Here is a 26,895-nt window from a genome sequence, read left to right as displayed (position 1 = left end):
CAAACGACCGTTGCGTTGCCAGCGTGGCCGGTCTCCGTGAACAATCGCAGCGAGCGGCAGTGGGGGCGCATGACGAGAATTCGGCTGACGGGCTCAAGCGTGCTGGCTGCGGAGGCCACCGACACAATAGGTGCCTCATCGATGCATCTTGTCGCCATTTCGCCGACGAGTTCGCCACAAGTCGCATGGCGTAACTCCAATGACGCGCAAAAAGAGGTCAATAACAGACCCCTCGTAATCCGGGCAATACGGAATCGTCGACATGTCGCAAACAATCGGTGCTGATAGCGAGTGCACCGCGCATGAAGGGGCAGAGCACTGGTCAGAGTCGAAAAACAAACTGTCATCAGATGGCGAGTTTGTTCGGTACTGGAGCAGAGCTCCCGATCGGCTGCGCGCGGTGGCCGCTGTCGGGAGCCGAACCGAGGAGGCGATCAGAAGGACTGGGATTGGTTTGCAGCTATCCTCCGAGAACTTTAACGGTCACGACCTGTCAGATTTCCCGTTGCGGCGCTGTACTCTCAATCGTGCGCAGCTCTACGGAGCAAAGTTGGATCGGGCAGACCTCTCTGGGGCGAACCTTATCTGTCCAGGGCTAGAGAGGGCAAGTTTCCGCGGGGCCAAGCTCGATTTTGCGTATATGCACGCGATTGCAGCGCAGGTCTGCAATTTCGATGATGCCAGTCTGCGCAGTGTCATTGATGCAACCGGCAGTCTGTTTCACGGTTGCAGCATGAAAAGGACACGCTTTGACAACGCGATGCTCAGCGGACTTCTCGTTTACCAGTGCGACGCGAGTGATGCTGTATTTGATGGCGCGGAATTACAGGGGTCTACCATCAATGAATGCTTCCTTCCTTCCGCTTCCTTCCGCTTCGCCAAGCTGAGCCAAGTCACGATCACGAAGGCGCATCTGGCGGCTTGCTCGTTCTTCCAGTCAAAGGGGGACTGTTTATCGATCGTGCGTCCCACATCAGTCGACGGTCTTGCCCTAGAAGGCGCTCATCTTCCGTATCTGAGACTCTCAAAGGTGAGCGGTCGCATTACAGCGAGAGCCCTGAGCGCTCCATTTGCCGATGTTCACCTGTCAAATCTTTCAAGTGCGGAGCTTGAGCAAGCAGACTTGACGAAGGCGCGGCTGCTGTCCGTAAGCTTGTCCAACGCGAACCTAATCGGTGCTGTGTTGGACGGTGCCTCTATTCATTCCTGTCAGCTCGATGGAGCGGACCTGTCTCGGGCATCAGGCGAAAGCATTTCGATTACAGAGAGCACAATGCGAGCCTGCAAATTGACGGGCTTTCGTGGCCGCTGTGCCTTTGTGCGCGACTGCGATCTTGAACATGCAGACTTATCCCAGGCTTACCTCTACAGGTCGATGATGACCGGTGATCCCCCGCAATCAATGGCATTGAATCACGCAAATCTCGAAGGATCCAATCTCGTTCAGGCATATCTCGCCGCGGGAATGGCCGACATCAACCTTGAGGCAACGCGCATCGCCTACGTTCGCATGAACCAATCGTCGTTGCGCGACGCGAATCTGAGTGGGATATCGCCATTCCAGGCGAGCTTCGTAAAGGTCGACTTCTCGGGCGCCAAGATAACCACATTCGAGCCACCGTTCTTTGCAGACCGATGTCCGGGACTGCAGACCGCTTTGAAGGGTGATCAGCCGCGCGAGCCATCAAGCTATCTGGCTGAATTCTCATCGTTGATCAGACGTGGTCGAGAAGGGTCAACCTGACTGCTTTGGAAACGCAAAATAGAAGGGATTGCCCGTGAGCTTAGAGCAGCTTGGTGCGGTGGTCCGAACTGTGAGCGGGCGTTAAAGCTCTTTGGGGCTCGTTGGCGTGCGCCGCCAATACGACACCCAGGGCCGACCTTCTGCGATCCGACCGATCAGACTACTCTTTCGGCGTCCAACATACTGGAGTCAAGAAAATGCATCTGGGATGTCTTTCCACAGGCAAAGCGTTCATCCGTGAGGTGGCGAGAACAGGTCAGACTATTGGGACGGTACACACTCTGGGCGCGCTGCATCTTGGGCATGCAGAACTGATCAGAAGAGCGGCATCGGAGAATGACGTCGCGATTGTCACAGTCTACCCGAACAAGACCCAGCTTAGACCGGGCGGGAGCTACGATTTCGATTTGGACGCTGATATTGGATTTGCCCTACGTGCGGGAGCAACCGCCGTGATTTCCTCGAACGACACCGAAATGTTCCCGCCTGGCTATCGAACGTTCGTATCGCAAGGCGACTATCATTTGCGTTTAGATGGGCCTGAGGCGTACTTGAAGGAAGCCGTTACGGGGGCAATCCGCTGGATTTGTTATGCGCGACCAACTCGCAGCTACTTCGGTCTCAAGGATATCGGTCAGGCGATCCTGGTGAAGCGCGCTGTCGCAGACTTGCTTCTTGATTGTGAGATACGATTTGTACCGACCGTGAGATACAGGAACGGAGTGCCCATTTCGTCGCGCTTGCGACGATTTAGCCGATCCGAACTCGATGAGCTTTCGTGTCTCTTCACGGCACTCAACCATTCGAGGAAAGAGATCGCCCAAGGAGCGTCGAGCGTGAAGGATCTTGTCGCGTCGGCTACATCTCAAATAGCGTTCCGACAGTTTAAACTCGATTTTGTTCGCATTGTTGGCGCTGATAGCTTCGAAGACCTGGAGCAGGTCCAGCTCCCTTTCATAATTGTTGCAGCAGCAACGGCTCATGGCCTCAGGGTCTTCGATAGTATCTATGTTCCGGATCAGGATACACTCCTGAATGGTCCTCCGGATGTCTGGATCGATCTGCCTGAAAAGTCCTAGCCAGACGATTATGCATGTCGTGATTTTGACAAAAGTAGCCACTCCGGCCGCGCCTGGACGCAGGGGCTACCTTATGACTGTGCATTCGGCTTTACGCTGCCTCCAGCGCACAGCCACCGTCCCACCAGCGGTGAAGCTCTCTCGATCCACTGAGTAGATCGACTTGAAAAGTCAATCCGATCCGGACAGCCCGATATGGTAGGGTCGGCTAGCCGCACTTTGAGATACTCTGCTTGAGCAGCCCGTCGCAGCCAAACGCTACGGCAGCTCGAAACGGTGAATCGCGACCTTGGATCCGTAAGCTCTCGAGAGCAGAATCTGCGGAGACGAAATGAAAAGGCGATTGGAAGATTGTAGAGCTGACGACGCGTGTGTTATCCCGCTAAGCAATCTCGATGTAAGCGAGCCCAAGCGCTTTCAAGACGACAGCATATGGGGTTGCTTCGAGCGGTTACGAAGGGAAGATCCCGTTCACTACTGTCAAGAAAGCCCTTATGGCCCATATTGGTCCCTGACGAAATACCGGGATATCGTAGCGGTAGATACAAACCACAAGGCATTCTCGTCAGAGCAAGGTGTCACTATTGTCGACGTGCCTGTGGAGCACTGGACCCACAGTTTCATCAAGATGGGACCTCCCCAGCACGCCGAGCAGCGCAATACCGTGAGTCCGATAGTCGGACCGGAAAACCTGACGAAACTCGAAAGCTTGATCCGCTCTCGGGTCAGGGCGATTCTAGACGGCTTGCCGCGCAATGATGCCTTCAATTGGGTGGAGATGGTCTCCATCGAGTTGACGACGCAGATGCTCGCCACGTTGTTCGACTTTCCATTTGAGGATCGGCGACTCCTGACCTATTGGTCGGACGTAGCTGTTGGAACTCCGAAAGCAGGACATGAAATCGACAGCTGGGATAAGCGAAACACAATCTTGTCCGAGTGCCTGGACTATTTCACCCGACTTTGGAACGAGCGCATCAATACCGAGCCGCGCCTTGACCTGATTTCCTTGATGGCGCACTCGCCCGCCACACGCCATATGAAACCGAGTGAGTTTCTCGGGAATCTGATTTTGCTGATCGTTGGGGGGAATGACACCACGCGCAACTCGATTACCGGCGGTCTCCTGTTCATGAGTCAGTATCCCTCCGAACTGCGAAAACTAACCGAGAATCCCAAGCTGGTCTCGAGCGCCGTGTCCGAGATTATTCGATACCAAACGCCGATCGCACATATGCGCCGCACCGCCGCGACGGATAGCATCGTAGGTGGGAAACAGATCAGGAAGGGCGACAAGGTCGTCATGTGGTACATCTCCGGCAACCGGGACGAAGAGATCATTGAGAACGCCAACAGTTTCGTCATCGACCGCAAGAATGTGCGGCAGCATCTCTCGTTCGGTTTCGGCATCCATCGCTGTCTTGGTCGACATCTTGCGGAACTGCAGTTGAGAGTCCTCTGGGAAGAGATTTTGGGTGCGGGACTGGAGGTCAAGGTTGTCGGCGAACCCGAGCGAATTGCGTCCAACTTCGTGCACGGCTATTCCGCTCTCCCCGCGCGGATTGCAGCCTAAGCCCTGATCGCGCCGGTCTGGCAGCCGGCACGCGGCTGGCTTGGGCTCGTCCTACCATCTTCGCTTCTGAAGCAGCGAAGATCGTTCCATCGACGCGAAACAGTTGCTGCATGTCGGGATCTAGTCATCAGTCGGGCAGATGTTTGAAGTGTCCGTGAGGAGCGATAGTGTGGCGCGCGGACTCTCCTGGCTGCCTTGGATGGCTGGAACCGTAGAGGCCGATGAACTTGATGTTGAAGATTGTAGCGGTGGCAGCGATTTTCCTTGGAGAAGCGCTTTCGATATTCGCCGAGTTGATTGCATCACGGCAATTTGGAAAGGCCGGCGGTGATCTGGCAATGCTGTTGCCGATGGTTTTCCTGATATCGTTCGGTGGCATCCTCCTCGTGTTCGGATACGCGCTGGGCTATATGCATCTGAAGAATATCTGGATCATTGTCGCGATATCGGTGGGAGCTATTCTGGTAGTGGAACCGATACTCACCCTTCTGCTCTTTAGAGACGTGCCGACAGCCGGTTCGCTGATAGGGCTGATGTTCGGCGCGATTGGTACGCTCGCTGCCATTTTTCTATGAGGTTGATCCGACGGCCTGGGTGGAGCCCGGCCTTGGCGAGATGTAGTTTGAAGCGCACTTGGGCGACGTCGATTTTGCTCGATTCCATGGGGAAAAATGTTGTTTCTGATCGGCGTTCAGCGTCTCGTCACAACGGGTGTATGGTGGCTGGATTAGTAACCTCTTCGGTCGAAGTCTCCTTACCGATAGCGGACGAGTCCAGCGGTCGTAGGTCTGCCAATCGATATACGCTGGCCATTTCTGCCTGACCACAATTCAGCGTTAGGAGGCGAGCGGTCTCCTGGCTGCTCTGCAGCGTTTGGGATGACTTGGCCCAGTTCGCTTGCATAGAGGCAGGACATTGGGGCGGGATCATCTCGCGGGCAGGTAGTCGGGCCCCGGCCACGTCTCAGCTGATCACATCGACACCGATGCGGCTAGTTCAGTAACACGAGGAGCTGCGATGGAAGTGGAACTCAAGGTGACATCTTCTTTCTTGTGCATCCGGATGAATGCTCTTGGTCAGCTAGTCGTCAGCTAGGCGGCCTATCCAGACAGGCTGCACACTCTCGACAATTCGGAAGGTATTGGCCGAGCTGATCGATCACAGGTAGAGGCGGCGGGAGCGGACAGCACCGGGGAATTGAGCCGTTCGAGCCTGGAGCCTGGTCTCCTCCCTGGGGAACGCGGTCAATCCTTTGATGCCGTCGTGGAGCGGATGCGCTCTGGGCCTCAAGACAGAACCGCGGCTTCAGATGTGGCGGCGCCAACGCGCAACGAGATCAAGGCAGCAAAGCGAAATATGGACAGCCTGCTTGAGAAGTTTGAAACTTGCCGTCGAGCGGCCACGCAACCCTGCAACTTGCAACAGGCGCAAGAGCTGATTGATCGAGTGGTCGAAGCAGGCTCAACAGTTCTGGAGTATTACGCGAATCTGCCTGCCAGTTTGGCGCGTCGTATCCTGCCCGACGATCAGGCTCGCCGGCTCCGCGATGACACGCTGGATGCGGGCAGCCAATGTAACAAATTGGCCACCCAGATTCTTTACCCACTTGAGAACAGGAGAAAGCAAGCAGAAGCCCTGCTCGACAATGTCAAAGACACCGCTACGCCCGACCAGCTCAGCCGCGTCGTTGCGGGCGTCGCGAACCAGTATGCTGCCTGCATGGAGTGGTGGGGAAAAAAGGCGTTGCGCTTCGAGCGGATGCAGTCAGTCTGTGCGGCTACTGCCAACTTGCCGAGCAGCACGCCCGAGATGCGCGAGGCGGAAGAGGCCCAACTCAGGCTCAATACGGGCTGGGCGCTCAATACCAAGTGTATGTATCTGCAATCGCGGATCGCTCTCGCGCAGCTCTTGATTGAGTCGCAAGCGAGCACGTTAGCACCAGACGTGCGAGCCGTCCTGATGGACGAGAGCGGGCGCCGCAGCTCGTCAGGCCCGGTGCCGCCAGGGCCGCGAGTGGCAAGGTCATTGTGCTCTCGGATCTCGGTACAAAGAAACTCGCCACGGCGGAGGAGGCAGCAGCGTCATCCTCTGCGACCGATCACCTCCAGATGTGGCAGGCTCCGCCCTCTAGGAAAGCACTGCCGGGATTACTTGAGAGATTGGACGAGCTGCTGCAGTTCGATCTGCCGGCTCAGCAAAGCGCCGCCTCGCAAGCGCGGCAGATGAAGCCCGAGGACGCCGAATACGTCTTGAATCGCGTGATCAAGCGCTTGCAGACGCAGTCCTCCGAGATTAAGGCCTGTGTAGCCGCGCTGGAGGAGCCTCGACGACGGGGCCTGCTCACGGCTGCGCAGGTGCCCGAAGTGCACGAAAAGATAGTTCGGCTCCAAAGGATGCGGTCCGAGGTTCAGGGGCAAGCAAACTCATTCAACGCGCGAAAGGCAGCAATCACGAGCGATTGCATGAAGAGCTATGCGTTTCCATCGCAAAACTACCTTGTACAGTTACGGGAAGCGGGGGAACTGGCGTCAGTGGATCCACCTCGCGCCTTGAAGGGAGAGCCAGGGACGCTGTTCGAAATCAAGCTGCAGCCCATGGCGCTGAGCAGTGGTGCGACGCCAAGGCCGATGTGGGTGCACATCCATACCAAGCGGCCGGTACATGCCTGGCAATTGGCAATGCTGGGCGATCGCGAATTCGCCGCTTGCCACGTGAAGTCCGACGAACAGCGCGGCTACAATCAGCACTGGCAGAGCGCTCGAGCCGCCGAGCGCCACGAGAATGTCGTGATCCACCGCGGCAAGCTCACCCCTGCGTTCTGTAGGTCCTTGTTGAGTACCGCGGACGGTCGTTACCCGTGGCCCCTCCTTCCCGATGCGGAGCAGATGGCTCGACTGGGAATCTAGTGAGCTGGTCGTCTTGCGGCAGTGTGAGGTTCAATCGGGCGAGATAGTCCGCAAAGCCGCTACCCTCCCGGTCCCGCAGTGTCACCACGTGCTCGGGGCGGTCGAAGCCTTGCGGCTTGGCCTAGAGCTCAGCCGAACAAAGCCGCCGTAGTCCTTCTCGGCCATCAATAACTCGCTTGTCCATCTCGTCCGGAGGGTGCCGCAGGGGCCTTGGGTGCGCACTTCGTTCTCGAACCCGTGCAATTCACTGCGTCCCAGCGCGCAAGCGAAGTCCGGGGTACAATGCGCAGTATGCGAGTGCTCCGGGAAATGCGCGGACGACGTTGAGCCGGAGAGAGGGCGGACCACAAACGGCTTCGCTTGTTCTTCGCGGCTCAATTAAGCCCGCGGAGATGTTCAAACTTATTCATTCCGTAGATAGAACCAATCACGAAAATCAATTTTACCATCGCGGGGTCGTCATATAGATCTTAGAGGACGGCTGGGCCTATACAAGAAGGACTCTCGAATGAAAAAATTGCTGTTTGTAGCTGCGAGTGTCGTCGCGCTTGCGACGGCGGCGGTACCGACTTTTGTCGCTGAAGTTGCCGCGCAACCGGTCGAAGCCAAGGTACAGGTAGCCGATACATCATATCCTGAATGCGAGGAGGACCCGTTGGATGGTATCTGCGATCTCTTCTTTTGCTTGACCGACCCCGCGTGCGTCGAACACCATCCGGAACTGTCCCCTTTGCGTCATGAAGAACTGCCCCCACCATCTGGGTCATGATCTCGGTTGAAGGTTGTTTCCGACGGTGACGGCCGGAGGGAGGCGGAGCCGACCGGAGCGCCGTCACCGGCGGGCGGCGGCTGGAGGCCGCTCTTGCGCTCGACGCGGAGCCGGTAACTGTCGCCGCGGATCGTCAGCACGTGGCTGTGGTGCAAGAGCCGGTCGAGGATCGCGGTGGCGAGCACGGGATCGGCGAACACGGTGCCCCATTCGGCAACACTGCGGTTCGAGGTGATCAGCATGGCGCCAGTTTCGTAGCGCCGGCTGACCAGTTGGAAGAACCGTGTCAGGTTCCAGCGGCAGGTAGCCGAGCTCGTCGACTATCAGTAGCTTTGGCTTCGAGAGCGCGAGAAGTTTCTCGTCCAGACGCCGTTCGCCATGCGCCTTGGCAAGGCCCGCGACCAGCGTCGTCGCGGTGGTGAACTGCACCGTGTACCCGGCCAGGATCGCCTCGCGCCCGAGCGCGATCGACAGATGCGTCTTACCGACGTCCCGGCGGTCCGAGCAGCAGCACGTTCTCGCCGTTGGCGATCCAACGTGACGCGGCCAGGTCGCGGATCTGCTTTGGATCAATCGACGGCTGCGCCTCGAAGTCGAAGCCCGCCAGCTCCTTCACGGCAGGGAAGTGTGCGAGCTTCAGCGCCATCTCGATGCGGCGATGATCCTTGCGGGCGATCTCGCGCTCGCACAGCAGGATCAGCGTCTCACGCACCGACAGGTTCGCGCGCGCCGCCTCGTCGAGCAGGCTGTCGAGCTGATCGCGGATGCCGGAGAGCTGCGATCGCGCCAGCATGGCATCGAGCGGATCGGCCGTTGCTTCCACTATCTTCTTCTTTGCCCGCGCGATCAGAAGGTCCTCCGACCACAGCTACTTATTCGGCAAGAGGGCGTAACAACGACGGCGGTGGAGACGGCGGCAGCACCGCCGCGATCTCCGCTCGGCGGACCGCGCCGTTGCAGCCAGCAACACCATCCAGATGAGCGGAGTCGACGATCCGCAGCCGGCCCCCTCCGATTGCTTGTGGACCGCAACCTGGTGCAACCCATGGCGGATCCGCAGTTCGCCGGCCGCGATCGTCACCGCCACGCGCTCGCCGATAAGGCGCCACGGCACCGAGTAGCTGTTCGTGTCGATCTCGCCGGCGCAATCATTGCCGACGACACGGGTCAGTTCAAAGGATCCGAACGACGGTTGCCCGCCGAGCGGCTTCAACCGATGTATCTCGTCACGCGCGAAGCGGATGATCGGCGCCTCGCCGGTCGTGCCGTGGATACAAACGTTCGCAACCTCACGCTCCCACCTGTCGAGATGCGCCTCGAATGCTTCCCAGCTTGGGAAGGAATGACCGGCGATCGCTTCTTCACGTAGAGGACGCCGTTCTCCGTCTTGCCCTTCGTGCGCGCCCGATATGGCGCGCAAGCGCGAGGACAGAAGCCCCAATGCTTTGCGAAGGCTATCAGCTTGTCGTTACACTGAACCGACCGGCTCACCGCGTCGTGGCGCACGACAAGCGCCCGAGGATTGTCCATCAGCACTTCCTCCGGCACACCGCTGAAGGTCGTGAATGTGCTCTCGAGCCCGGCGAACCAATGCTCCTGCCTCTCGGCCCGCACGCACATGGAGCCGTCGCGAGTGTCCAAGCGTTGCCACGAACACGAATGCCTTGACTTTCGCCCCTCCGATCTCGACCAGGCGCTCCCCGAAGTCGATCTGCAACTGCCGGCCCGGCGGCATCTCAAACCGCGTCGTCGCCAGCGCATCCGCGTTCAGCGCTTGGCGATAGGGCTGCACGGCGCGTTGCAGCGCCCGCCGGCTGACGGTCACGCCTTTCTCGGCCAACAGGTCCTGGCGCACCACGTCGGCATTGCCGCGATGCCGAATGAGCCTCTCGCGCAGCCAACCCTCAAGGCCGTCGAGGCGCTTCGGCCGCTCAGGCGACTTGAACGGCTTCACCCTGCCCGCCGCCACGTAGTCCGTCACCGTGTGATGGCTGCAGCCCAGCTGCCGCGCAATCCGCTTCACACCCCACCCGCACGCCCTCAGGCGCAACATCTCCGCCACGTCATCCGGCGTCTTCATCACCTGCCCCCGTGGATCACTCCACGGCGACCCTTCAGTGATTCGTTCCTGCTTCATTCACTCTCTCCTCAGCTAACGGAGGAGGGGGCAATTCCTCGTGACGCCGAGGGGGCAGTTTTCCGTGGCACGCGACACGCGTGCGTGAAGCCTGACGGAAAGCAGACCAAGAGGGCGGCACTTGCCCGGACTTAGCGGTTCGTTGAAATTGCTCTGTAAAGGAAAGGGAAGGCTACGGCGGCCTGGGCCTGGCCGGGAAGCGATATCCAGAGGCGCCTTCAAGAGCCCGCTGGTCGCGTCTTCCTCAGCGCTGCGCAACCGTCGTACGGGAATCTGTGTTGCACTGCTTAATTTTTTCAAGTAGTGGGTCGCGAACTGGACCTTCTGGTAAGGGTGCAGCTTGATGGCGTGCCTCTCTCGCGCGTTCCGCGATTTTGTTTGCCAGTTCCTCCGTCTCGCAATCCATCTGAACTGGCGGCACCTTCGGCAGATTTGTCGATTGCTCGGCCATAGCTTTTCTGTGTCTCTGCGTGCCAGGTCAGGTCGCCCGCATCTTGATGCAGCCGAGGGTATTGGCAGGTTCGTTTCCCCGCTTGAGAATCAACGCCTTCGGGGTGTCGGAAAATTTTGAGGCCTTCATCGTCTGTCGCTCCTCCCAGCTGAGGATTCGGCGGCGAAAACTCTAGCCGAAAATGGTCCAGTTTGCCGGCCTCAGATCCCTTGAATCGCACGTAGCGTCAAGTTGTATCTCAGATGGCTGGGGAGGGCCCCCGACCACACCAAGGTTAGCCGAGTTAGTCCGCACATTGCCGAGCAACCATTTGGAATATCTTCAGCATCTTCGGCGAGCGAGGAACTGAATTGGAGTCACGATTTTCGACCAGCGGATCGGGTGGTGCGGATGACGTTCCATTTTGATAACGGAAGCAGGACCATGAGGAACGGCGGAACTCAATCTCTCGATCGCGCCCGACTCGCTAATCATGATCAAGGAGGAGCGCGAGTGCGGACGCAACATCGTGAACAGCGAAACCAACATGTTGGCGCCGACGTCGGCACCAGTGGCAGCGACGCGGCTTCTTGGGCGAGTTGCACAATGGCAGAAATGCCGCTCGATCATCGCCTCTACCCGTTCCGACCGCCCAATTCCGATTTGGACATACCCACCTCGTACTCGGCAGCAGAGGTTCGTGGCCCTGAGCGGACGGCCTGCCATGGCGGCCTATCCTAGCAGCGATTTCGCCGCGGACCGGACCGCGCATGGCGTCCGGGGCGGCATGAGCTATGCCAAGAGGTGAGGCTCCCTTGGCCGCCTCAGTCAGGACGCTTGAACGGGCGAATAATCATGGCTTTTGAGACACAGCATCCAGTATTCCAGGCCTTGCGCGAGCGTCTATTACTGGGCCATTGGCTACCCGGCACAGCCTTGAAGCCTGCCGACATTGCCGATGAGCTTCGCGTCGGAGTTTCGCCCGTACGAGAGGCTTTGATACGGCTGACTGAGCGCGATGTGGTGCAAAATGTCGACCACAAGGGGTTCAACGCCAGGCCGATCGACCCACATCAAGCCATCCTGTTCTGCAATATGCTGTCGCAAATGTATGTCGATAGCATCAGCGATTTCACCAAGGCGAAGCTGATTGATGAAGTGGCGGCAAGCTTCTGCGGCGAAATTAAGCCCATTTACGCAAGCAATGAGGATCCCGCCAAACTCTTCTTGAAAGTAGGCGAGTGCTATCGGCGCGCGTTGCTAGTCAAACAGCATCGCCACATTGCGGATCACGTCGCGGACGTCGTTTATGTCTACCTTTCGCGCGCAATGGGAACACGTACGTACTACAGCGATTTGCTTGTCGAAAGCCAAAGTATTAGTGCGTTGATGGTCGAAGGGCAGCACAAAGGCGCAGCCCGTGCCATCCAGGACTTTTTCAGACGCCGGGTCACCGAAGTTATGCGAGCACAGGCGAGGCTCTCGCGGATGCCGACCACGACAAATCGAGCACGTAGTCATGTGGACTTATCACGCCCCGACGGTGCGTGATTGCTATGATCGTCGTGTCTGACGCGAGTTGCCGAAGTTCGGCGAAGATTCCGCGCTCGGTCTGCTCGTCCAACCCGGAACTGGCCTCGTCGAGGAGCAACAGCCGAGGCTTTGCGATGAGTGCACGGGCGATCGCAAGGCGCTGCCTCTCGCCGCCGCTTAGCAATTGGCCCCGCTCGCCGACGCGGTAGTCCAAACCGCCCCGCAAGGAGGTCACCTTATCAGCCAGATGGACGCATTCTAGGGCGTGGAACACGTCCGCATCGGAAAACGGGCGGCCCAGCAGAACGTTTTCGCGGATACTCAGATTCATCATCATAGGCTCTTGGGGCACGTAACCTACGTGCGCCAAGTAATCTTCCGGATCGATCGTGGCCAGGTCCAGAGAGCCAACGCGTACCAGGCCGCTGTAGCCTCGATGCATTTTTAGTAGGAGTTGCATAAGCGTCGATTTGCCAGCGCCCGACCGTCCGATGATGAAGTTGATAACGCCGGGCTTGAACTCGCCCGTTATCCCGGAGAGAAGCGGCGAGGCGGCTCGCTCATAACCAAACGAAAGCGCGCTGATGGAAATGGTGAGTGAGCCCGATATCGGCATAGTACGCTTGAGCATAGCGGGTCGTGCCGCTGGGGCATGGGCATCAAGCAGCGCCTGCAGCGGCCGGGCCAGGCCACGCGCAACGATGATGTCCCGAATTGACATGCCGATAAGCTCGAAGGGCCGGTTCAGTTGAACCAGGATCATGCTCACCATGACGAGCCCACCTATCTCGCCTGACCGGTCATAGAGCCACAGCGAAAGCCCCAAGATCGAGGCATACTGAACGAACAAGAGGGTCGCTTGCAAAGCGCCATAGCGCAACCGGGCGCCATAGAACGAGAGCCAAGCTCGGCGCGTGGCGGCGGCCCGGCGGGCATACAACTCAGCTATCCAGGGTTGAGCGCGGAACACCCTGATCGAAATGATGTTTTCGATTGCATTTCCTAAAACATTCGAGCCCTCGTTACTTGAGGCCTGCGCCTCAGCCTGATACACCTTTGTAACTCTATTGCTCTTCCACGTTATCAACACAAGGACGACGCCGTAGGCTAGAACGAACAGCGCCACAAACCAATTTGCTGCTCCACCGACGGCAAGGAACGAGAACGCAACATCGGCGACCCCGCCCATCAGCACCATCAAATAGAGCTGGATGTAGATCTTATTGGACTGGTGCCAACTCTCTACCATTACCGAAATCTTGCTCGGATTGTTTTGAGCAAACAGCGATCCCTCGGCACTCACCAGAGCGTCCATGATCTTCTTGCTGGAGCGATTACGAACGTCCTGTTCCAGCCTGTTCGACAGAACCGCCTTGACCTCCTGCAAGCACCGAGCAAGCGCGGTCGTAACGGCAAACAGCAACAACAAACTGAGCGTAAGAAGCGGCGGCGCGCTGGCCAGCCGGGCGACGGCGCGTGAGAGCAGGAGCGGCCCGGCGACCGCGCTGGCAGACGCTGCAATGGTCGTGAGCAAGAAGCCCGCGACAAGAAGGCGGGAAGATTGCAGGCTCGTCTTGATGATGTCCCATTGGAGCGAGGGCAAGAGCGGCTTACCCCAGTTCATGAAGGTCCATCCAATCGGCAACAGCGCAGAGACGAACGAGTGCAAACGCTGAGTCGTAAGACAAATTGTCGATAGCTGAACGGAGGAGATCGCGGGAGATCAAGCCTTGCCGATACAATGCACTACGCTCGACACGTGACACCAAGGCACCATACTCGTACCGCATTAGCATGTCGCGCCCGGCACCTTTGCCAACCCGATAGTAGATCACGTCGGGCAAGTGTTCCCGGAAGGCCTCGCGCTCAAGTGCACGATCAATTCCATTTGAGTGATGATGTCGGCGAGCCGTGACGAGACCTGCCTTGATGAGCGGCCAGAACACAAAAGCCTTTCGCTCTTCTACCGCAATGTCTCGTAGCGCGATGCGATTGAGCTCCGCATGACGCATGCCGAAGAACTGAAACAGTCGCGTCGTCGGCAGGTGGCGTAGGGACCTGGCGCCTGGTACGAGCTCTGCACCGAAATCCGGCCGCACTGACGCGACAAGCGACTGTGGCCGATGATCACCGAGCATATGCCGGCGTAAGTCCCGGCCGCTCCGACCGGTGATCACCTCGCGAAGAACACGCCAGACAGACGCTCGAGCCTGAATCGCAAGGCCGGCGAGCTCGCGCAATGCCTCTTGTGGCGATCGGGATTCGGCAAGCAGCTCTCTGGCCATCGTCAAGCGGCGCATTCTGAGAAATAGTTGATCGCCTCCATCTCCTGTGAGCACCAGGCGCGATCCTGCGGCCTGCGCAGCCTCGTGAAGTTGAGCCGTTGTGGGGATCGTGGCCGCTAGCTTACAAGGTCGCGGCGTTGGAGCCAGCAATTCTGACGATAGGTGGGTCATCGACGAGCGAGCATTCGTTTCGACATAGGTTGGCGCGCCGCCCACCTGCTCGGCTAGCGCGGCAAAAAAGAAGCGTTCGTCACCATTGACGTCCGTCTCTGAGTAGCTGTTCAGGAGGGAAAGGGGCCTGCCTCGGTGGAGGTCGGCCGCAGCCAGCGCCACTACCGACGAATCAAGGCCCCCGGAACATTCAATACTGAAAGCACCGCCATAGCGGCGCGTTTTGTGAGCGACGCTCGCTGAGATCAATTGGCGAAAACTGGCCACGTCATCCTTGAAAGAGACCGTCGAGGTGTTGAGCCTGGCTACGGCGCCAGCCAGAAAATCGACTTGCCGAAAAGTCCCCCTTGAGACGATGAGCGCCGCGCCGCTCAGTAGCTCAAAAATCCCACACAACCCTGTTTCCGGGGTCAACCAGGACGCGTTGCATATCAGGCCAGTCAAATAGCCAAAGTTGAAGGCGTGGCGTTGCCCCAAGGCGGCATCTGGCAGCTTCAGTCCTGCCCAGCACTCAATCTCATCATTTCTGACCTGGTAGAAGATGGAGATCTCCGAGAAAGGGGGGCGTACGATCGCCATGCAACTCGGCGTGCGAACAATGAAAGCTGCATCGCCAGCGTACCGATCCTGCAACAAGGCGACAATCTCCGGCAGAGACATGCCTTTGAAGTGTCTTGGTTCCAATTCAGTCGGCATGCCGGTGTCGGCGTCAACAATATCGTTGAGCACCGTGATTTCCACGCGGCCGTTTACAATGATGGTGACAAGCTCCTTCGCTGAATTCAAGAGCCCGTCTACATTGAGTCTCATTTCTCGAATCTCAAGATGACGCTGTAGTCCTCCACAGCACGCTTCGCGTCGTTCAAAATGAGATCGCCAGATTGCAGCCAGGCGTGGGCTCTGAAAGGTGGCTGCTTCACACCCACGAGGAGCTCGAGCGATGGGATGTAGGGATAGAAAAACAGATAGCCCCCTATGGAATCCTCAAGACAGCGCGGGCGGCGGAACCGAAGATTGCGCAGATGTTGGAATACGCCGGCGTAGTAATGGATTCTTTCGACTCCCATGGACACCGGTGCCGTACCCCGACGCGAGGCACGTAAAAAGTCGAGTTGACGAGCGATGATCTGGCTGCGAATGAAACGAGCAGCATGAGCCGCACGCGCATAGTGCCACACCAGATGGAGGGGTGGGAGAAAGGCTGGCGGTGAACTCAGGCAATCGCGCAACTTTGCCGTCGTCTCGGTTAGCCGTTCACGCTCCTCCGGACAAGCTGCAGATGTGCTCGCCATGCTGTAACGATTGGATTGCAGGTCGAGGCTGATCCAACGCCCGTTAGACCACGCATGAAATATGTCGCTCACAGCAGCGATCCCTTGCCCACCGCCTCTAACTGATGGGATGGGCCGAAGCCCATCCCATCAAGACGGTCCGCGTCAATCGGACTCATCCACGTAATAATAATCGCCGGTCGTGTGTTCTGCGCGCCACGAGCCCCCAAAGCCTTTTGTGAGCTCGGTGGCGTCCCCGAGGTCCTGCACCGTGTCATTGATAGCGGTTTCATTGATAGCGGTCGTATTCATCCACTTTCTCCATACTGACCGGCATATCGCCAGCGCGCGGACGCTAGCATCGGGATGTAAAATAGGGCTTTTATTTTTTGAGTATGATGTCGATCGATTCGAAAAATAGTTTGAGGTTACGGAGAATGCGGGAGTTGGGCGACGAGGCAATTAGGTGGCGCTTTTGCCGCCAGCGGCTGAAGGGACGATGATTCGATCACCTATGATCATACGTACGCCGAGCCTTCCAGGATTAGTCCGAGAGGAAGGTTTCATCGCCAGGTTTCATCAACAGTCGCGTTTTACAAATTCCAACTGGCGTTTACCCCAGGTCTCCCGCACCCTAAGGCTCAATCCAGGTTGAAGTTCGCTGGGGCCTACAACAATGACCAGAACATGAAGCGCAACCGCTGTTCAAAACAGATGGTGTATTCGGTCCTGATCGCCTGGCCTATGTGCCGAGTAGCCCCTTTTGCCTGGCGATCATGAACCCGTTCATTGGAAGGAGGAAAGCCATGATCTACGTCGGCCGGGATGTTTCCCTTAATTGCTTGCGATATGCGAGGTCGACGGGACCGGGAAGGTTGTTCTGTGCCTTCGATTGTGGGCACCTTGAGCCTTGGACCAGTCAAGTTGAGCGGGTGGGCCTGGAAGCAGGACCGACTTCAGAATGGCTGACGCGAATTAATCGGGACCGGGGCTTCCGGCCGTTAGTTTGCCCGCCAGGCAAGGCAGTGCTTTCAGCTATGCCGGTGACGACCGACTGGAACGACGCGCGTGGGATCGCGCAGTTGTGGTTGTTTCAAACCCGTCCATGTCAACGTGAGCGCGTTCGCGACCGTGCGCCACCACACAATGCGCGCCAAGGAATGTCTGTCGAACAAGATGGCGCTCGCTATGATCTTCAAGCTCGGGAGGTCGCCGAGAAAAGCTGGCCTCGTGTCAATGGGCACAAAAAGTTGCCGAAACTCTCCCCATGTAAATTCGCCGACGGAATAGAAGTCGCCAGACCGCAGACTCAATCCGCTGCCGCCTAGCCTCTTGGGGCGCCAACATTCGGCGATAGCTCTTTAACCCACGATAAGTCGCACCTTGGATCGAACGACAAGTAATCGCAAGTCAGTTCTTCGCCCGGTTGTATCTCACGGGCTGTGAAAATTCGGCAATGATCGTCTTGGTATGTGTTTGGCTGACTGCTGTGATTCATGAAACGGGCGTTGTCAGCATTGTACTCTAGAACACCATCATCAACGTCGAGGTCTCTTGGATAGGCATGCTTGTCCAGTAAAGCTTGAAATGTTCGAGGTAAAGTTGCGTACTGTTCAGGTGTCACGGCAATGTCAACGATTGGATTATGAATCCAAATCAATGCACCTTTAGGCAAAAGAGTAGCAGAGAAAAGTCCAATACCGCCAAACTGGTCTGGCTTCAAAATAGTTTCAACAATCAACACTGAAATATCTCCCAAAGTCACTAACACCAGCAAGCTAACTAACCTGGGCCATGCGATCTCCTGCAAAAGCTGGTAGGGTGTTTAATCGGTCTCCGTCACAATCTCGATTTCTCTTCGATCTCTGCGTTCGTTTCGGCAGCGGCTGCTACGGATCAGGATCTCGGCTGTCGCTCCACGAGGAGATGCTGCAGGACTGGCGCCACGGTTTGCCTTCCGCGGCACCGATGTCGTGGAGGTGCTGGAAAGAGCCTGGAAGAAAGTGGGATTCCCGGTAACGTTCCGCGTCGATCACGGCAGTGAGTTCGTGTCGCGCGAACTTGACCGGTGGGCGTATGAGCGCGGCGTCACGCTGGACGTCTCGCGGCGCGGCAAACCGACCGACAACGCGTTCATCGGCTGCTTCCGGGCTGAATGCCTCAACGCTCACTGGTTCCTGTCCTGAAATGGACCCCGATTTAGGGACCACGTGCTTAGTTGGAAAGGGCTGCTCCGTTTGATAGACGGAGCGCATGATGACGAGGACGAGACACAATATCGACGCGGCACTGAAAGGCAAAGATCGCACTGGAAGCCGTGCGGGAGCAGGCGTGGCCGATTTGGAACCAGATCTATGCCTGGAAGAAGCAACTGCTGGAACAGGCGGCGTGGCCTTTGACGCGGGTGTCGGGCGGGAGAGTGAGGAGGCTCGCGAACGCGAGATCGAGAAGCTGCACGCCAAGATTGGACAACTGACAGTCGAGCGCGAGTTTTTTAGCGCGGAGGTCCGGACAAGGCCGAACACGACGAGGCCGGCGCCGGGCCACAAGATCTATCCCTATCTGTTGCAACATGACGATCGACCGGCCGAACCAGGTGTGGGCGGCCGAGATCACGTATCTGCCCATCGGCCGCGGCTTTCTTTATCTCGTCCCCATCATCGACTGGGCGAGCCGTGCGGTTCTGGCGTGGCGGTTGTCGAACACGATGGACGTCTCGTTCTGCGTGGCGGCTCTGGACCAGGCGCTGGCGAAGTATGGCACGCCGGAGATCTTCAACACCGACCAGGACAGCCAATTCAGCAGTGCGGCCTTCACCGGCGTGTTGGCGGGCGCAAGGATCAAGATCTCCATGGGTGGCCGCGGTCGTTGGATGGACAACGTCTTCATCGAGCGGCTGTGGCGGTCGCTCAAGCATGAGGACATCTATCTCAAGGGCTATGCCGACGGCCGCGAGGCCAAGGCAGGGGTCGCGAGCTGGATCGCCTTCTACAACGATCGTCGCCTTCATCAGGCGCACGGCTATCGCACGCCGATGGCGGTCTGGCGCGAACGGATGCAGGCCGCGAAGGCTGTGGACATGGTGGGCAACGCTGACGCGTTGACCACATGCCCACAGCAACTGCAGCAGACAGAGTCTCTAGCAGCGGGATAGAAAGGGATCAGGAGCGGTCAGTTTCCAACTAACAAAACGGTTCAAGCGGTCCCGCTTCGCGGGTCCATTTCAGTCCCTTGCGGACGCCCAGCAAAAAAGTGGAGACTCGGCGCAGATACTACAATGAAGAGCGGCCCCACGGGGCGATCGGCAATCGACCGCCGATTTTGCTGCAAACCTAGGTCGGCGCGACCAGCCTGCCAACGTGACAGAGGCGCAAAAATCTAGTTTTGGGTGGTCCAGAATTCGGTCTCGCTACAACACGGCGAAAAACTCTAGTTCTGGATGGTTCAAGGTTCGGCCTCGCTGCAAAAAACTCTGAGACTCTAACCGCTGCTGGATGAAAGTTGAGTGGCAAGTGCGGGACAATTTCGCGGCGTATCCAAAAACGATGCGGCGACGCGTGACCGATCTGTCGCCATTGAGGTCGTTTACTTGGCATCACGGATAACGGCCGTGACTTCCTCTCCCGCTGCATCACCCGCTGGCGTCTCTGCTCCAGCAATGCTTCCCGGAGCAATTCCATGATTCCGACGACTCGGCTCGAGCTTTTCGAGGCCGTCTCAGGGCCGGCACCAGCGTTTGGAACGATGCGCCATGAATGACGCTTTCTGACCTGTGATTGGTAGCATTGGCTGGGACCGTGGCACCGCATCCGCACGAAACCGGCAATCACCCCCCACCCGCCGCAGAAGACCTTACGGCTGGAAGGCGCGACGCCTTTGCTATGGGTTCAGCTAGGGCTTCCCGGCTGTACCACCGCGAGCGCCTCTTGATCGAATAGCCCCGTGCGCCGCTTGGTCCTTCGAGAACTGCAAGGGGGAGCTGCGCGTCCGGCCTGACCATGGACCTGGTGTCCACGCCCGCGCGCATGCCTGACCTTGCGCGATCTGATTCGTCGACATTTTGGAAGCAATCGCGTTGCGCAATCGGAGAAAATAATCCCTTTGAGCGCTGCGGGCCTGAGCTGCCGCAATATTCATCCATTTGTAGGCGAGAACGACATCCTGCGGAACGCCATGACCTTTGTCATACAACAGTCCGAGCATCGCCTGCGCAAATGGAATTCCGGCATTTGCGGCCTGAATATATAGGCCGACTGCAGCATCGTAGGCTTTTGGTGCGCCGAATCCGTTTTCGTCCATGAAACCAAGCATCGCCTGTGCTTGCGCGTTGCCGCGTAAAGCAAGTGGGGTGAGCTGGCGGACTGCTTTCTGATAGTCCCCATTTGCATAAGCACTCCTTGCCGATGCAATGGCGTCTGCGCGTGCTGGCGCCAACGCGACAAGCAGAGCCATCATTTTCGCCAGCACGAACCAGATGATGTCGCGTCGAGCCAACAGCGGGATATGGCAATGATCAGCGGACATTGCGGACACGCAAGTCATCTGTAATGCTCGCGCCGACTGCACCGCGAAGCTTCGAACGTAGCTCCTCTGCCAGCTGATGCGCATCGCTGCCGGTCTGGATGATCTGGGGTCGAATGAAGATGATCAACTCCGTCCGCTCCCCCTTTTTTCTCTGGTGTGAAAACACATCGCCAAGGCCGGGAATCTCGTCAAGTAGCGGAATGCCGCTGCGCTTCCCATCGTGGCCTTCACTGATCAGTCCGGCCAGGACCACGGTTTGGCCGTTTGCCACAGAAACCGCGCTCTTCACCCTGCGCTGGGACACGGTCGGCGTAAGCTCGGTTGAACCGGCCGAGGATACGTGGCTGATCTCTTGTTCGATCTCGAGACTGACGTGCCCACTTGTGGTGATACGCGGCACAACGCGAAGAATAATGCCCGTGTTGCGGTAGTCGATAGTACTAACCACAGCGCCGTTTTGCGACAGATAACTCGTTTTGCTAGTCTGGACCGGAACGACATCGCCGACCTGAAGGGTTGCGGGCTGGTTGTTGGTGACAACGAGCGACGGATTGGACAACACATTGACGCTGGTCACCCCGTGCAGCGCATCGAGGATAATCGCCGGCTGTGACTCCGATCCGATCAGGAAGTTGAAGCCCGGAACGCGATTTAGCAACGCGTTCGCTGCCTTACTCACTGCCCCGCTGGTCGAGGTCGACGTAAGGATAGAACCCTGGTCGGCCTTCAATCCAAGCTGCTTGCTAGTCAGATAGCTCTGGACACCGTAACTCAGCTCGTTGGTGAGCTTTACCTCCGCGATCGTCGCCTCGATGCCGACCTGCAGCACGGGTTGATCGAGCTGCTTCAAGGTGGAACTGATGATGCGATAGTTTTCGCGACTGGCATAGATCAAGACAGAGTTATTCACGATATCAGGGGTGATCCGTACGTTGGGCATGACCGGCGGTCCACCCCCGGTTGGCGTATCAAGTCCACTGCTGGCGTCCGTTCCGTTCGACGAATTCAAGCCTGATGGGAAGGGGTTACTTACGCCGTTGCCGCCCGACGTGGGGGTGGACAGGCTGGGGGACGGCGCGGACGTATTGGCCGATAGCCGTTCGGCGGCCGAAGTCGTGCGAGCGACCTCCTTATCGGCGATGTCGTTCGATGTCGAGGCGCTGCCCACGAACATCTGGTTCAGCACCTTAGCCAAGTGCCGGGCGTCACTATAGCGGACACGATAGACACGAACGCCGGTTTGAGCCGAGTCTGCCCGATCGAGCCGATGGATCCAAGTCGCTACGGTCTGGAGCAAGGGCGGCTTGCGCGTTACGACCATGATGGCGTTCAACCTGGAGACGATTTGAAGTTTCACAAGGTCATGACTGAGCCCGTTGTCGCCGGAATCCAAGATACTCTCGAGCTCTGCGATCAGAGGCTCTGGCGCGGAATTGTGGATGGGATAAATGCCTACCGATTGGCCTTTCATCCAGTCGACATCAAAGCTCAGGGCGGTTTCGACGGCGATTCGCCGCTCGGGTCCGGTCCCCTGAATCAGAAGCAGGTTTCGCGTGGGGTCCGCACGTACGCTTCCCGCGCGGGTTGCAAAGCTGTCCATCAGCTTGAGGATAGTTTTCGCTGCAACATATTGCAGCGGTACCACCGACACTCCATAGCCGGCTTCGGAACGACGAGCATCAGCATCGACGTGGCCGGCTCCAGTGGCGTTGCCAAGGGGCGTCACTTTGTATCCGCCCGTATCGCGTACCAGCGCAAGGCCGGAAAGTCGCAGCGCGCTTTCGAGCACGAAAACGATGTCAGATCTGGGCACCGGTCGTGCGGACGCCAGGCTGACTGTGGCCTGCTCGCGTGGATCGATGGTATAGCCGAGACCGAGAATGTCCCCGAGCATCACCTTTACCACAGTGGCGACAGGCATGTTCTCGAAGTTCAGATCATAGCCGGGACCATTTGGGGTCTGCTGCGGCCGCGCCTCCGTAGCTTCGGAGATCTCTGAACCCAAATAGGTGCTGCTTGCCACACCGTCTGAGTTAGGCGATGCTTGAAAAGACGCGATTGGCTGTTCGCTGCGCGGCAGGATGTCGAGCGATCGGACTTTGTCGAGCACCTCCAAATCGGCGGGTGCTGTCGTGGGTGTGCCGTTCGTGACGATGCTACATGAAGCAAACAGAAACATTGCCGCGATAAGCAGCATGTTGCGCGCGACCCCACTGCACTGGCTGCGACTTACTGGAAGACTCACTGGATTTCTGATCCACTTAGGCTAATGATGGATGTGGCTTGGAGCTCCGCGGCAGATTTACTGCGACAGCCGGCAAGGTGGGTGCGCCGATCCGCCGCGATTAGCCACTTCATCTCGATAGCCAATCGTTTGAAGTTGAAGCCATTGCGCCGGAGGAGAGGTGATCTCGCGTTTATCTTGCCGAAGCACGAGTTCGATCGATTATGTCCGGCCGACTCATCCTGCTATCGGTTGCCCGCCCACGTCGCCTTTGAAGTGCGGTGGAATGGATGACCTGTTTGCCCGTTTCAGTATTTGATGCGGTTGAAGTCGCTCCGCCCACATCGACGTTACTGAAGAGCCGGATGGCGAGCCTGAAGATGCGCAATGGCAAGAAGAGCTCAAAGTTGCGGCGAGCGCCCCGTTTGCGGTGTAGTTCGTCGCAGTCATTATCTCGTACCCTTTGAGTGGCCAAGCGTCATAGTATAGGAAGACGTGTCGTTGGCGCTCGCCACCGGCGGGTTGGAAAGCTCAACGCCTCTCCAAACGACGGCCTCGTGCGGATAGCGTTTCAAGTTTTGGCTGATTTGACCACGCGCCTCACTCGCCGGCCGCGGTCGCCGGGATCGAAGGCTCAGTGCCAGCGCCACAGATGTCGTCCAGAAGTAGCCGTGGCAACTCGTGAACGTTCATCGATGCGCCGCATCAGCGTCGGATCATCGCCTGGTTAGCGACGGGTAGCGGCCCATAGGCGCTTGAGCGGACAAGACCGAGCAACTAGCAGTGCCGGCGACCAGCGGCTTTCCATGATTGTTGCGCCGTACTTGCCGCTGCCGCTCTCGAACGTTCGGGCCACCGGCTCCAGAAGTTGCCGCTTTCGTTGCCCTGGATGCAGCTGATAGCGCTGCGTCAGATTGGCCTCTTGTTGCATGCCTCTGCAGCCCCTTCAGCGCGATGTTTGTATTCAGCGCCGCATCAACCGTTCGTCTCGTGCTCTGGGTCATTCTCCCCTCTGTCGCTTTCGGCGGAGCGGCCCAAGTCAAATTGGCCAACCGGTCAGAGTCTCAGGGCCGCCCCAGCTTTAAGTCTTCAGCAAGGACTGTACCAAGCTGCAGGGGCGACATGCCGCCGCTCTGAATGTCGCGTTCGCGACGGAGCTGGCGCATTATAGAACTTCTTGTTCGGAGTCGAACACTAGCGCATTCGAGCCGACGAAGCGCGCGGCTCCCCGTCGGACGATCTGCCTAAACAACATTGCGCGCCGATGTCAGCGTCCTCACAATTTGGCATGTGACTTGCCAGAGATGTTTGACGAGTCGACTCGGGTCCGATGCCGACCCCTGGGCGCGGATCATGTTATGTGCGGTACATCGTCAACGCAATTCATCGAGCATCTCCGGCGCATGTGTTCGGCGCACCCGGAGGGCGACGCTCAAACCGGTGAGCGGCCGACGAGAACTTGGGAGATGTTTGACCTATCGGCAGATTCATTTGCCGACGAAGCCGCCCGCTTTTCTGGTCTCGAACGTATTACGCTGCGGGAAATGATGGCGGCCGCTCCTGCAATCGACCAGTTTTCGCCAGCCTTTCTTCGCGAAGTGGTCGCTTTTCCTCATCGCGTTTCGGATGGCTCACCCGTCTTTGCCATGGCGGATCCCACCGACCAGCCCTCGCGTAGAGCCGCGGAGCTGGTGTTCGGGGGGCCGACCTCATTTAAGGTAGCTTCGATAGAGGACATTGCTATCTGTCTCGATCAGAAGCTCGGGGTTGCGGAAGAGAGGGGGCACTCCGCCGTTCAGCAGCTACGCGATGACGATATCGAAAGTCTGCGCGACCTGGCGAGCGGCGCGCCCGTCGTGCGCGCGGTCACTGATCTGCTCGAAAAAGCCCTCGAAATGCGCGCTAGTGACATTCATATCGAGCCGTTCTCAATGGGCCTTACGGTTCGGCTGCGCGTCGATGGGCTGCTTCGTGCCATTCAGCCGCCAGCGGGTGTGCTGCCCCAGGCAGTCATCTCTCGCATCAAGATCATTGCTGGGTTGAACATCGCGGAACGACGGCTGCCGCAAGACGGAGCTGCGCGAATTCGGGTCGGCCGCGAGATCGACGTGCGTGTTGCTATCATGCCGACGCAGTATGGCGAATCCGCGGTTCTGCGCCTTCTGCCGAAGGACCGCTCCCAGCTTGCAGTAGACCGTCTCGGCCTTTCCGAGCGCGATGAGGCTGTTCTGCGCAGGCTGATCACGGCTCCGCACGGCATGATTGTGGTCACAGGACCGACTGGCAGCGGCAAAACGACAACTCTTGCCACCATAATGTCCATGCTCAATGTGCCAGAACGGAAAATCCTGACGGTCGAGGACCCCGTGGAATACGACATCCCCGGAATCAATCAGTCGCAAATCAAGCCTGCCATCGGGCTTACTTTCGCGAGTGCACTCCGCTCCTTTGTTCGTCAGGATCCCGACGTGATCATGGTCGGTGAAGTCCGAGATTCGGAGACGGCGAATGTGGCCGTCCATGCCGCGCTCACGGGACATCTTGTGCTCACGACGCTGCACGCCGAAACGGCCGCGGCGGCCGTGCCGCGACTGCTTGATCTCGGTGTGGAAGGCTATCTTTTGCGATCGACTTTGCGTGGCGTCATCGCACAGCGGCTGGTGCGACAACTCTGCGAGCATTGCAAGGCGCCGACACCGTTCGGCGATGATGAACAGAGCCAGGACACCAGAGTGAGCCGCCTCGGACTATCTGCAGGGGAAATCATGTGGCAGCCGCGGGGCTGCGCGCGCTGCGGCCACAGCGGTTATCGCGGTCGGATAGGAATATTTGAGCTCCTCGAACTCAGCAGCGGTTTGCGTGAGCTGATCGCCGATAATGCCGATGGGATGGCAATCGATCGCGCGGCGATCGGCGAGGGGATGACGACGATGCTGGACGATGGGATTGCCAAATGCCGCGCTGCAGTCACAGCTCCCGCTGAAATTCTTCGTGTTGTTGCTGCACGCTGAATTAGGATTATGCCAAGCTTTCGCTATCGAGCGTTGACCCAGTTTGGAGAGATCGTTGCCGGCTCGTTGGTCGCATCGACGCAAGCAGAGGCCGAGCGCCGGATTGCATCTCTGCATCTGCTACCGATTGAAGCCGTGGAGGAGGCCCGTTCCGCGTCGGTATTTCGCCGCGGATTCTGGCCTAACCGCCCTTCATACGCGGAGGTCACGAGTTTCACGCGCGACCTTGCGCTGCTTCTGAAGGCGGGAGCGCGCCTTGATGACGCTCTTGATCTGCTGTCAGGCGATTGCGATGTCGGCCGGATGCGGCCGGTGATTAGACGATTGAGGCTGGCCGTGCTTGGCGGCGAAAGCTTTACCGACGCAGTTTCCGCGCAACCTGATCTGTTTCCGTCAATGTATGGCGCACTCATGAAGGTCGGTGAAGCCTCTGGTACGCTCAGCCAAGTCCTTGAGGTTCTGGCGGCGGAGCGTGATCGGACCGAGGCAACTCGGCGGAAGCTCAGTGATGCCATGCATTATCCGATCTTCGTTGTGCTTGCAGCGGGGTGCGTTATGCTGTTCTTCATTCTGGCTGTGTTGCCGCAATTTTCTTCAGTGCTGCGCGATTTCGGCGGCCGCGCCGACCCGGCACTTGGCTTCTTCATGGAAGCCTCTGATCTGATGCGAGCTAACCGCGCTTTGCTGCTGACCTCAGGCGCGTTCGTCCTGGCCGGGGGCTGGTGGCTCATGCGGCAGACCAAGGTGCGTGCTTCGATCGTCGCTGCGCTTGCAACGCTGCCTGTAATTGGAAGAATCTTCGTCTTCCACCGCACGAGCCTGTTCTGCCGGAACTTGGGTCTGTTGTTGGGGTGTGGCGTTAATCTCACCGCAACGCAGCGCATTCTCGTCGACGTGATGTCCGTGACCTCGTCTCCTGCCCCCTGGATCGAAGCGGTTGATCGCGTTCGGTACGGCGGCAAGCTGTCGCAAGCGCTGGCAGAGTCCAACGTCCTCCCGCCCATGGCGGTTCGGATGCTACGGCTGGGCGAGGAGACCGGCGAATTACCGGTGCTGGCCGGCCGAATCGCGGAGTTCTATGAGGCGAAACTCCAGCGCAGCCTTGATCGTGTCTTGGGAATGGTCGGGCCAGCCGCAATACTGACGATCAGTATTGTCGTCGGAGGCCTGATCGTTTCGGTCATGACGGCGCTGCTTTCCGTCACGCAGCTCGTCGACTGACGAAGCGCAGAGGAGAT

The 26,895-nt window shown here is 58.3% G+C and carries 16 protein-coding genes and 6 pseudogenes; 13 read left to right on the top strand and 9 right to left on the bottom strand.

Annotation, left to right across the window (positions count from 1 at the left end; translation table 11 throughout):
- The first annotated feature begins 262 nt into the window (after window positions 1–262).
- The 6 genes and pseudogenes from YU9_RS0102595 to YU9_RS40725 all read left to right on the top strand — a co-directional run bounded on the left by YU9_RS0102595 (window position 263) and on the right by YU9_RS40725 (window position 8,071).
- Window positions 263–1,744 (top strand): pentapeptide repeat-containing protein, encoded by a 1,482-nt coding sequence (locus YU9_RS0102595; RefSeq protein ID WP_027571359.1) that lies wholly within the window; start codon window positions 263–265, stop codon window positions 1,742–1,744.
- Between the two features lie 197 nt (window positions 1,745–1,941).
- Window positions 1,942–2,823, top strand: coding sequence for a pantoate--beta-alanine ligase (locus tag YU9_RS0102590; protein ID WP_027571358.1), 882 nt, complete (start codon window positions 1,942–1,944; stop codon window positions 2,821–2,823).
- Window positions 2,824–3,154: 331 nt separating this feature from the next.
- Complete coding sequence (locus YU9_RS0102585) at window positions 3,155–4,396, top strand: cytochrome P450 (protein ID WP_027571357.1); 1,242 nt, start codon at window positions 3,155–3,157, stop codon at window positions 4,394–4,396.
- Window positions 4,397–4,626: 230 nt separating this feature from the next.
- Entirely contained in the window at window positions 4,627–4,971 is a 345-nt protein-coding gene (locus YU9_RS0102580) for a hypothetical protein (RefSeq protein ID WP_245266283.1), read from the top strand.
- 697 nt (window positions 4,972–5,668) lie between these two features.
- Window positions 5,669–7,302 (top strand): annotated as a pseudogene (locus YU9_RS40730) (hypothetical protein).
- Window positions 7,303–7,810: 508 nt separating this feature from the next.
- On the top strand, window positions 7,811–8,071 hold the full coding sequence (locus YU9_RS40725; RefSeq protein WP_051380321.1) for a hypothetical protein: 261 nt from the start codon (window positions 7,811–7,813) through the stop codon (window positions 8,069–8,071).
- Here the strand turns inward: YU9_RS40725 and istB are convergent.
- Window positions 8,066–8,864 (bottom strand): annotated as a pseudogene (istB, locus tag YU9_RS45050) (IS21-like element helper ATPase IstB). The gene YU9_RS40725 and the pseudogene istB overlap by 6 nt on opposite strands.
- A gap of 79 nt (window positions 8,865–8,943) precedes the next feature.
- Window positions 8,944–10,208, bottom strand: a pseudogene (istA, locus tag YU9_RS50970) (IS21 family transposase).
- Window positions 10,209–11,493: 1,285 nt separating this feature from the next.
- Between istA and YU9_RS45345 the strand changes: the two are divergent.
- Window positions 11,494–12,189, top strand: coding sequence for a GntR family transcriptional regulator (locus YU9_RS45345; RefSeq protein ID WP_084298885.1), 696 nt, complete (start codon window positions 11,494–11,496; stop codon window positions 12,187–12,189).
- Here YU9_RS45345 and YU9_RS0102535 read toward each other — a convergent pair.
- The 4 genes from YU9_RS0102535 to YU9_RS47335 all read right to left on the bottom strand — a co-directional run bounded on the left by YU9_RS0102535 (window position 12,098) and on the right by YU9_RS47335 (window position 16,210).
- The gene (locus YU9_RS0102535; protein WP_027571355.1) at window positions 12,098–13,795 is read right to left on the bottom strand and encodes an ABC transporter ATP-binding protein; all 1,698 of its coding nucleotides are present in this window, start codon (window positions 13,793–13,795) and stop codon (window positions 12,098–12,100) included. The genes YU9_RS45345 and YU9_RS0102535 overlap by 92 nt on opposite strands.
- A complete protein-coding gene (locus tag YU9_RS0102530) occupies window positions 13,782–15,413 on the bottom strand; it encodes an asparagine synthase-related protein (RefSeq protein WP_210163509.1) in 1,632 nt (543 codons plus the stop codon). Before YU9_RS0102530 ends, YU9_RS0102535 begins: the two co-directional genes overlap by 14 nt.
- Window positions 15,414–15,433: 20 nt before the next feature.
- A complete protein-coding gene (locus YU9_RS45340; RefSeq protein WP_084298884.1) occupies window positions 15,434–15,991 on the bottom strand; it encodes a lasso peptide biosynthesis B2 protein in 558 nt (185 codons plus the stop codon).
- Between the two features lie 72 nt (window positions 15,992–16,063).
- Complete coding sequence (locus YU9_RS47335) at window positions 16,064–16,210, bottom strand: hypothetical protein (RefSeq protein WP_156951637.1); 147 nt, start codon at window positions 16,208–16,210, stop codon at window positions 16,064–16,066.
- Window positions 16,211–17,014: 804 nt separating this feature from the next.
- Here YU9_RS47335 and YU9_RS49695 point away from each other — a divergent pair.
- Window positions 17,015–17,226 (top strand): annotated as a pseudogene (locus tag YU9_RS49695) (IS256 family transposase); the annotation flags it as partial.
- On the opposite strand, the gene YU9_RS40705 reads toward YU9_RS49695, so the two are convergent.
- A complete protein-coding gene (locus YU9_RS40705; protein ID WP_036016935.1) occupies window positions 17,223–17,642 on the bottom strand; it encodes an SET domain-containing protein in 420 nt (139 codons plus the stop codon). The pseudogene YU9_RS49695 and the gene YU9_RS40705 sit on opposite strands and share 4 nt — an antisense overlap.
- 193 nt (window positions 17,643–17,835) lie before the next feature.
- On the opposite strand from YU9_RS40705, the pseudogene YU9_RS49690 reads away from it, so the two are divergent.
- From YU9_RS49690 to YU9_RS45335, 3 genes and pseudogenes are all read left to right on the top strand, one after another.
- Window positions 17,836–18,081, top strand: a pseudogene (locus YU9_RS49690) (DDE-type integrase/transposase/recombinase); the annotation flags it as partial.
- 331 nt (window positions 18,082–18,412) lie between these two features.
- Window positions 18,413–19,052 (top strand): annotated as a pseudogene (locus YU9_RS47330) (IS3 family transposase); the annotation flags it as partial.
- 77 nt (window positions 19,053–19,129) lie between these two features.
- Complete coding sequence (locus YU9_RS45335) at window positions 19,130–19,234, top strand: integrase core domain-containing protein (RefSeq protein ID WP_084298883.1); 105 nt, start codon at window positions 19,130–19,132, stop codon at window positions 19,232–19,234.
- A 555-nt stretch (window positions 19,235–19,789) separates the two neighbouring features.
- Here the strand turns inward: YU9_RS45335 and YU9_RS40685 are convergent.
- Window positions 19,790–20,422, bottom strand: coding sequence for a tetratricopeptide repeat protein (locus YU9_RS40685; protein ID WP_371259098.1), 633 nt, complete (start codon window positions 20,420–20,422; stop codon window positions 19,790–19,792).
- Complete coding sequence (gene gspD / locus YU9_RS0102500) at window positions 20,412–22,619, bottom strand: type II secretion system secretin GspD (protein ID WP_036016852.1); 2,208 nt, start codon at window positions 22,617–22,619, stop codon at window positions 20,412–20,414. The genes YU9_RS40685 and gspD overlap by 11 nt, the downstream gene beginning before the upstream one ends.
- Before the next feature lie 1,385 nt (window positions 22,620–24,004).
- Between gspD and YU9_RS0102495 the strand changes: the two genes are divergently transcribed.
- Window positions 24,005–25,657: a GspE/PulE family protein gene (locus YU9_RS0102495; RefSeq protein ID WP_027571351.1), complete on the top strand. Its 1,653-nt coding sequence runs from the start codon at window positions 24,005–24,007 to the stop codon at window positions 25,655–25,657.
- A 9-nt stretch (window positions 25,658–25,666) separates the two neighbouring features.
- Complete coding sequence (locus YU9_RS0102490; protein ID WP_027571350.1) at window positions 25,667–26,878, top strand: type II secretion system F family protein; 1,212 nt, start codon at window positions 25,667–25,669, stop codon at window positions 26,876–26,878.
- Window positions 26,879–26,895: the final 17 nt, after the last annotated feature.

It is taken from the genome of Bradyrhizobium sp. WSM1743 (assembly GCF_000473065.1).
Lineage (GTDB): Bacteria > Pseudomonadota > Alphaproteobacteria > Rhizobiales > Xanthobacteraceae > Bradyrhizobium.
This window is presented reverse-complemented; position numbering and strand designations above follow the sequence as displayed.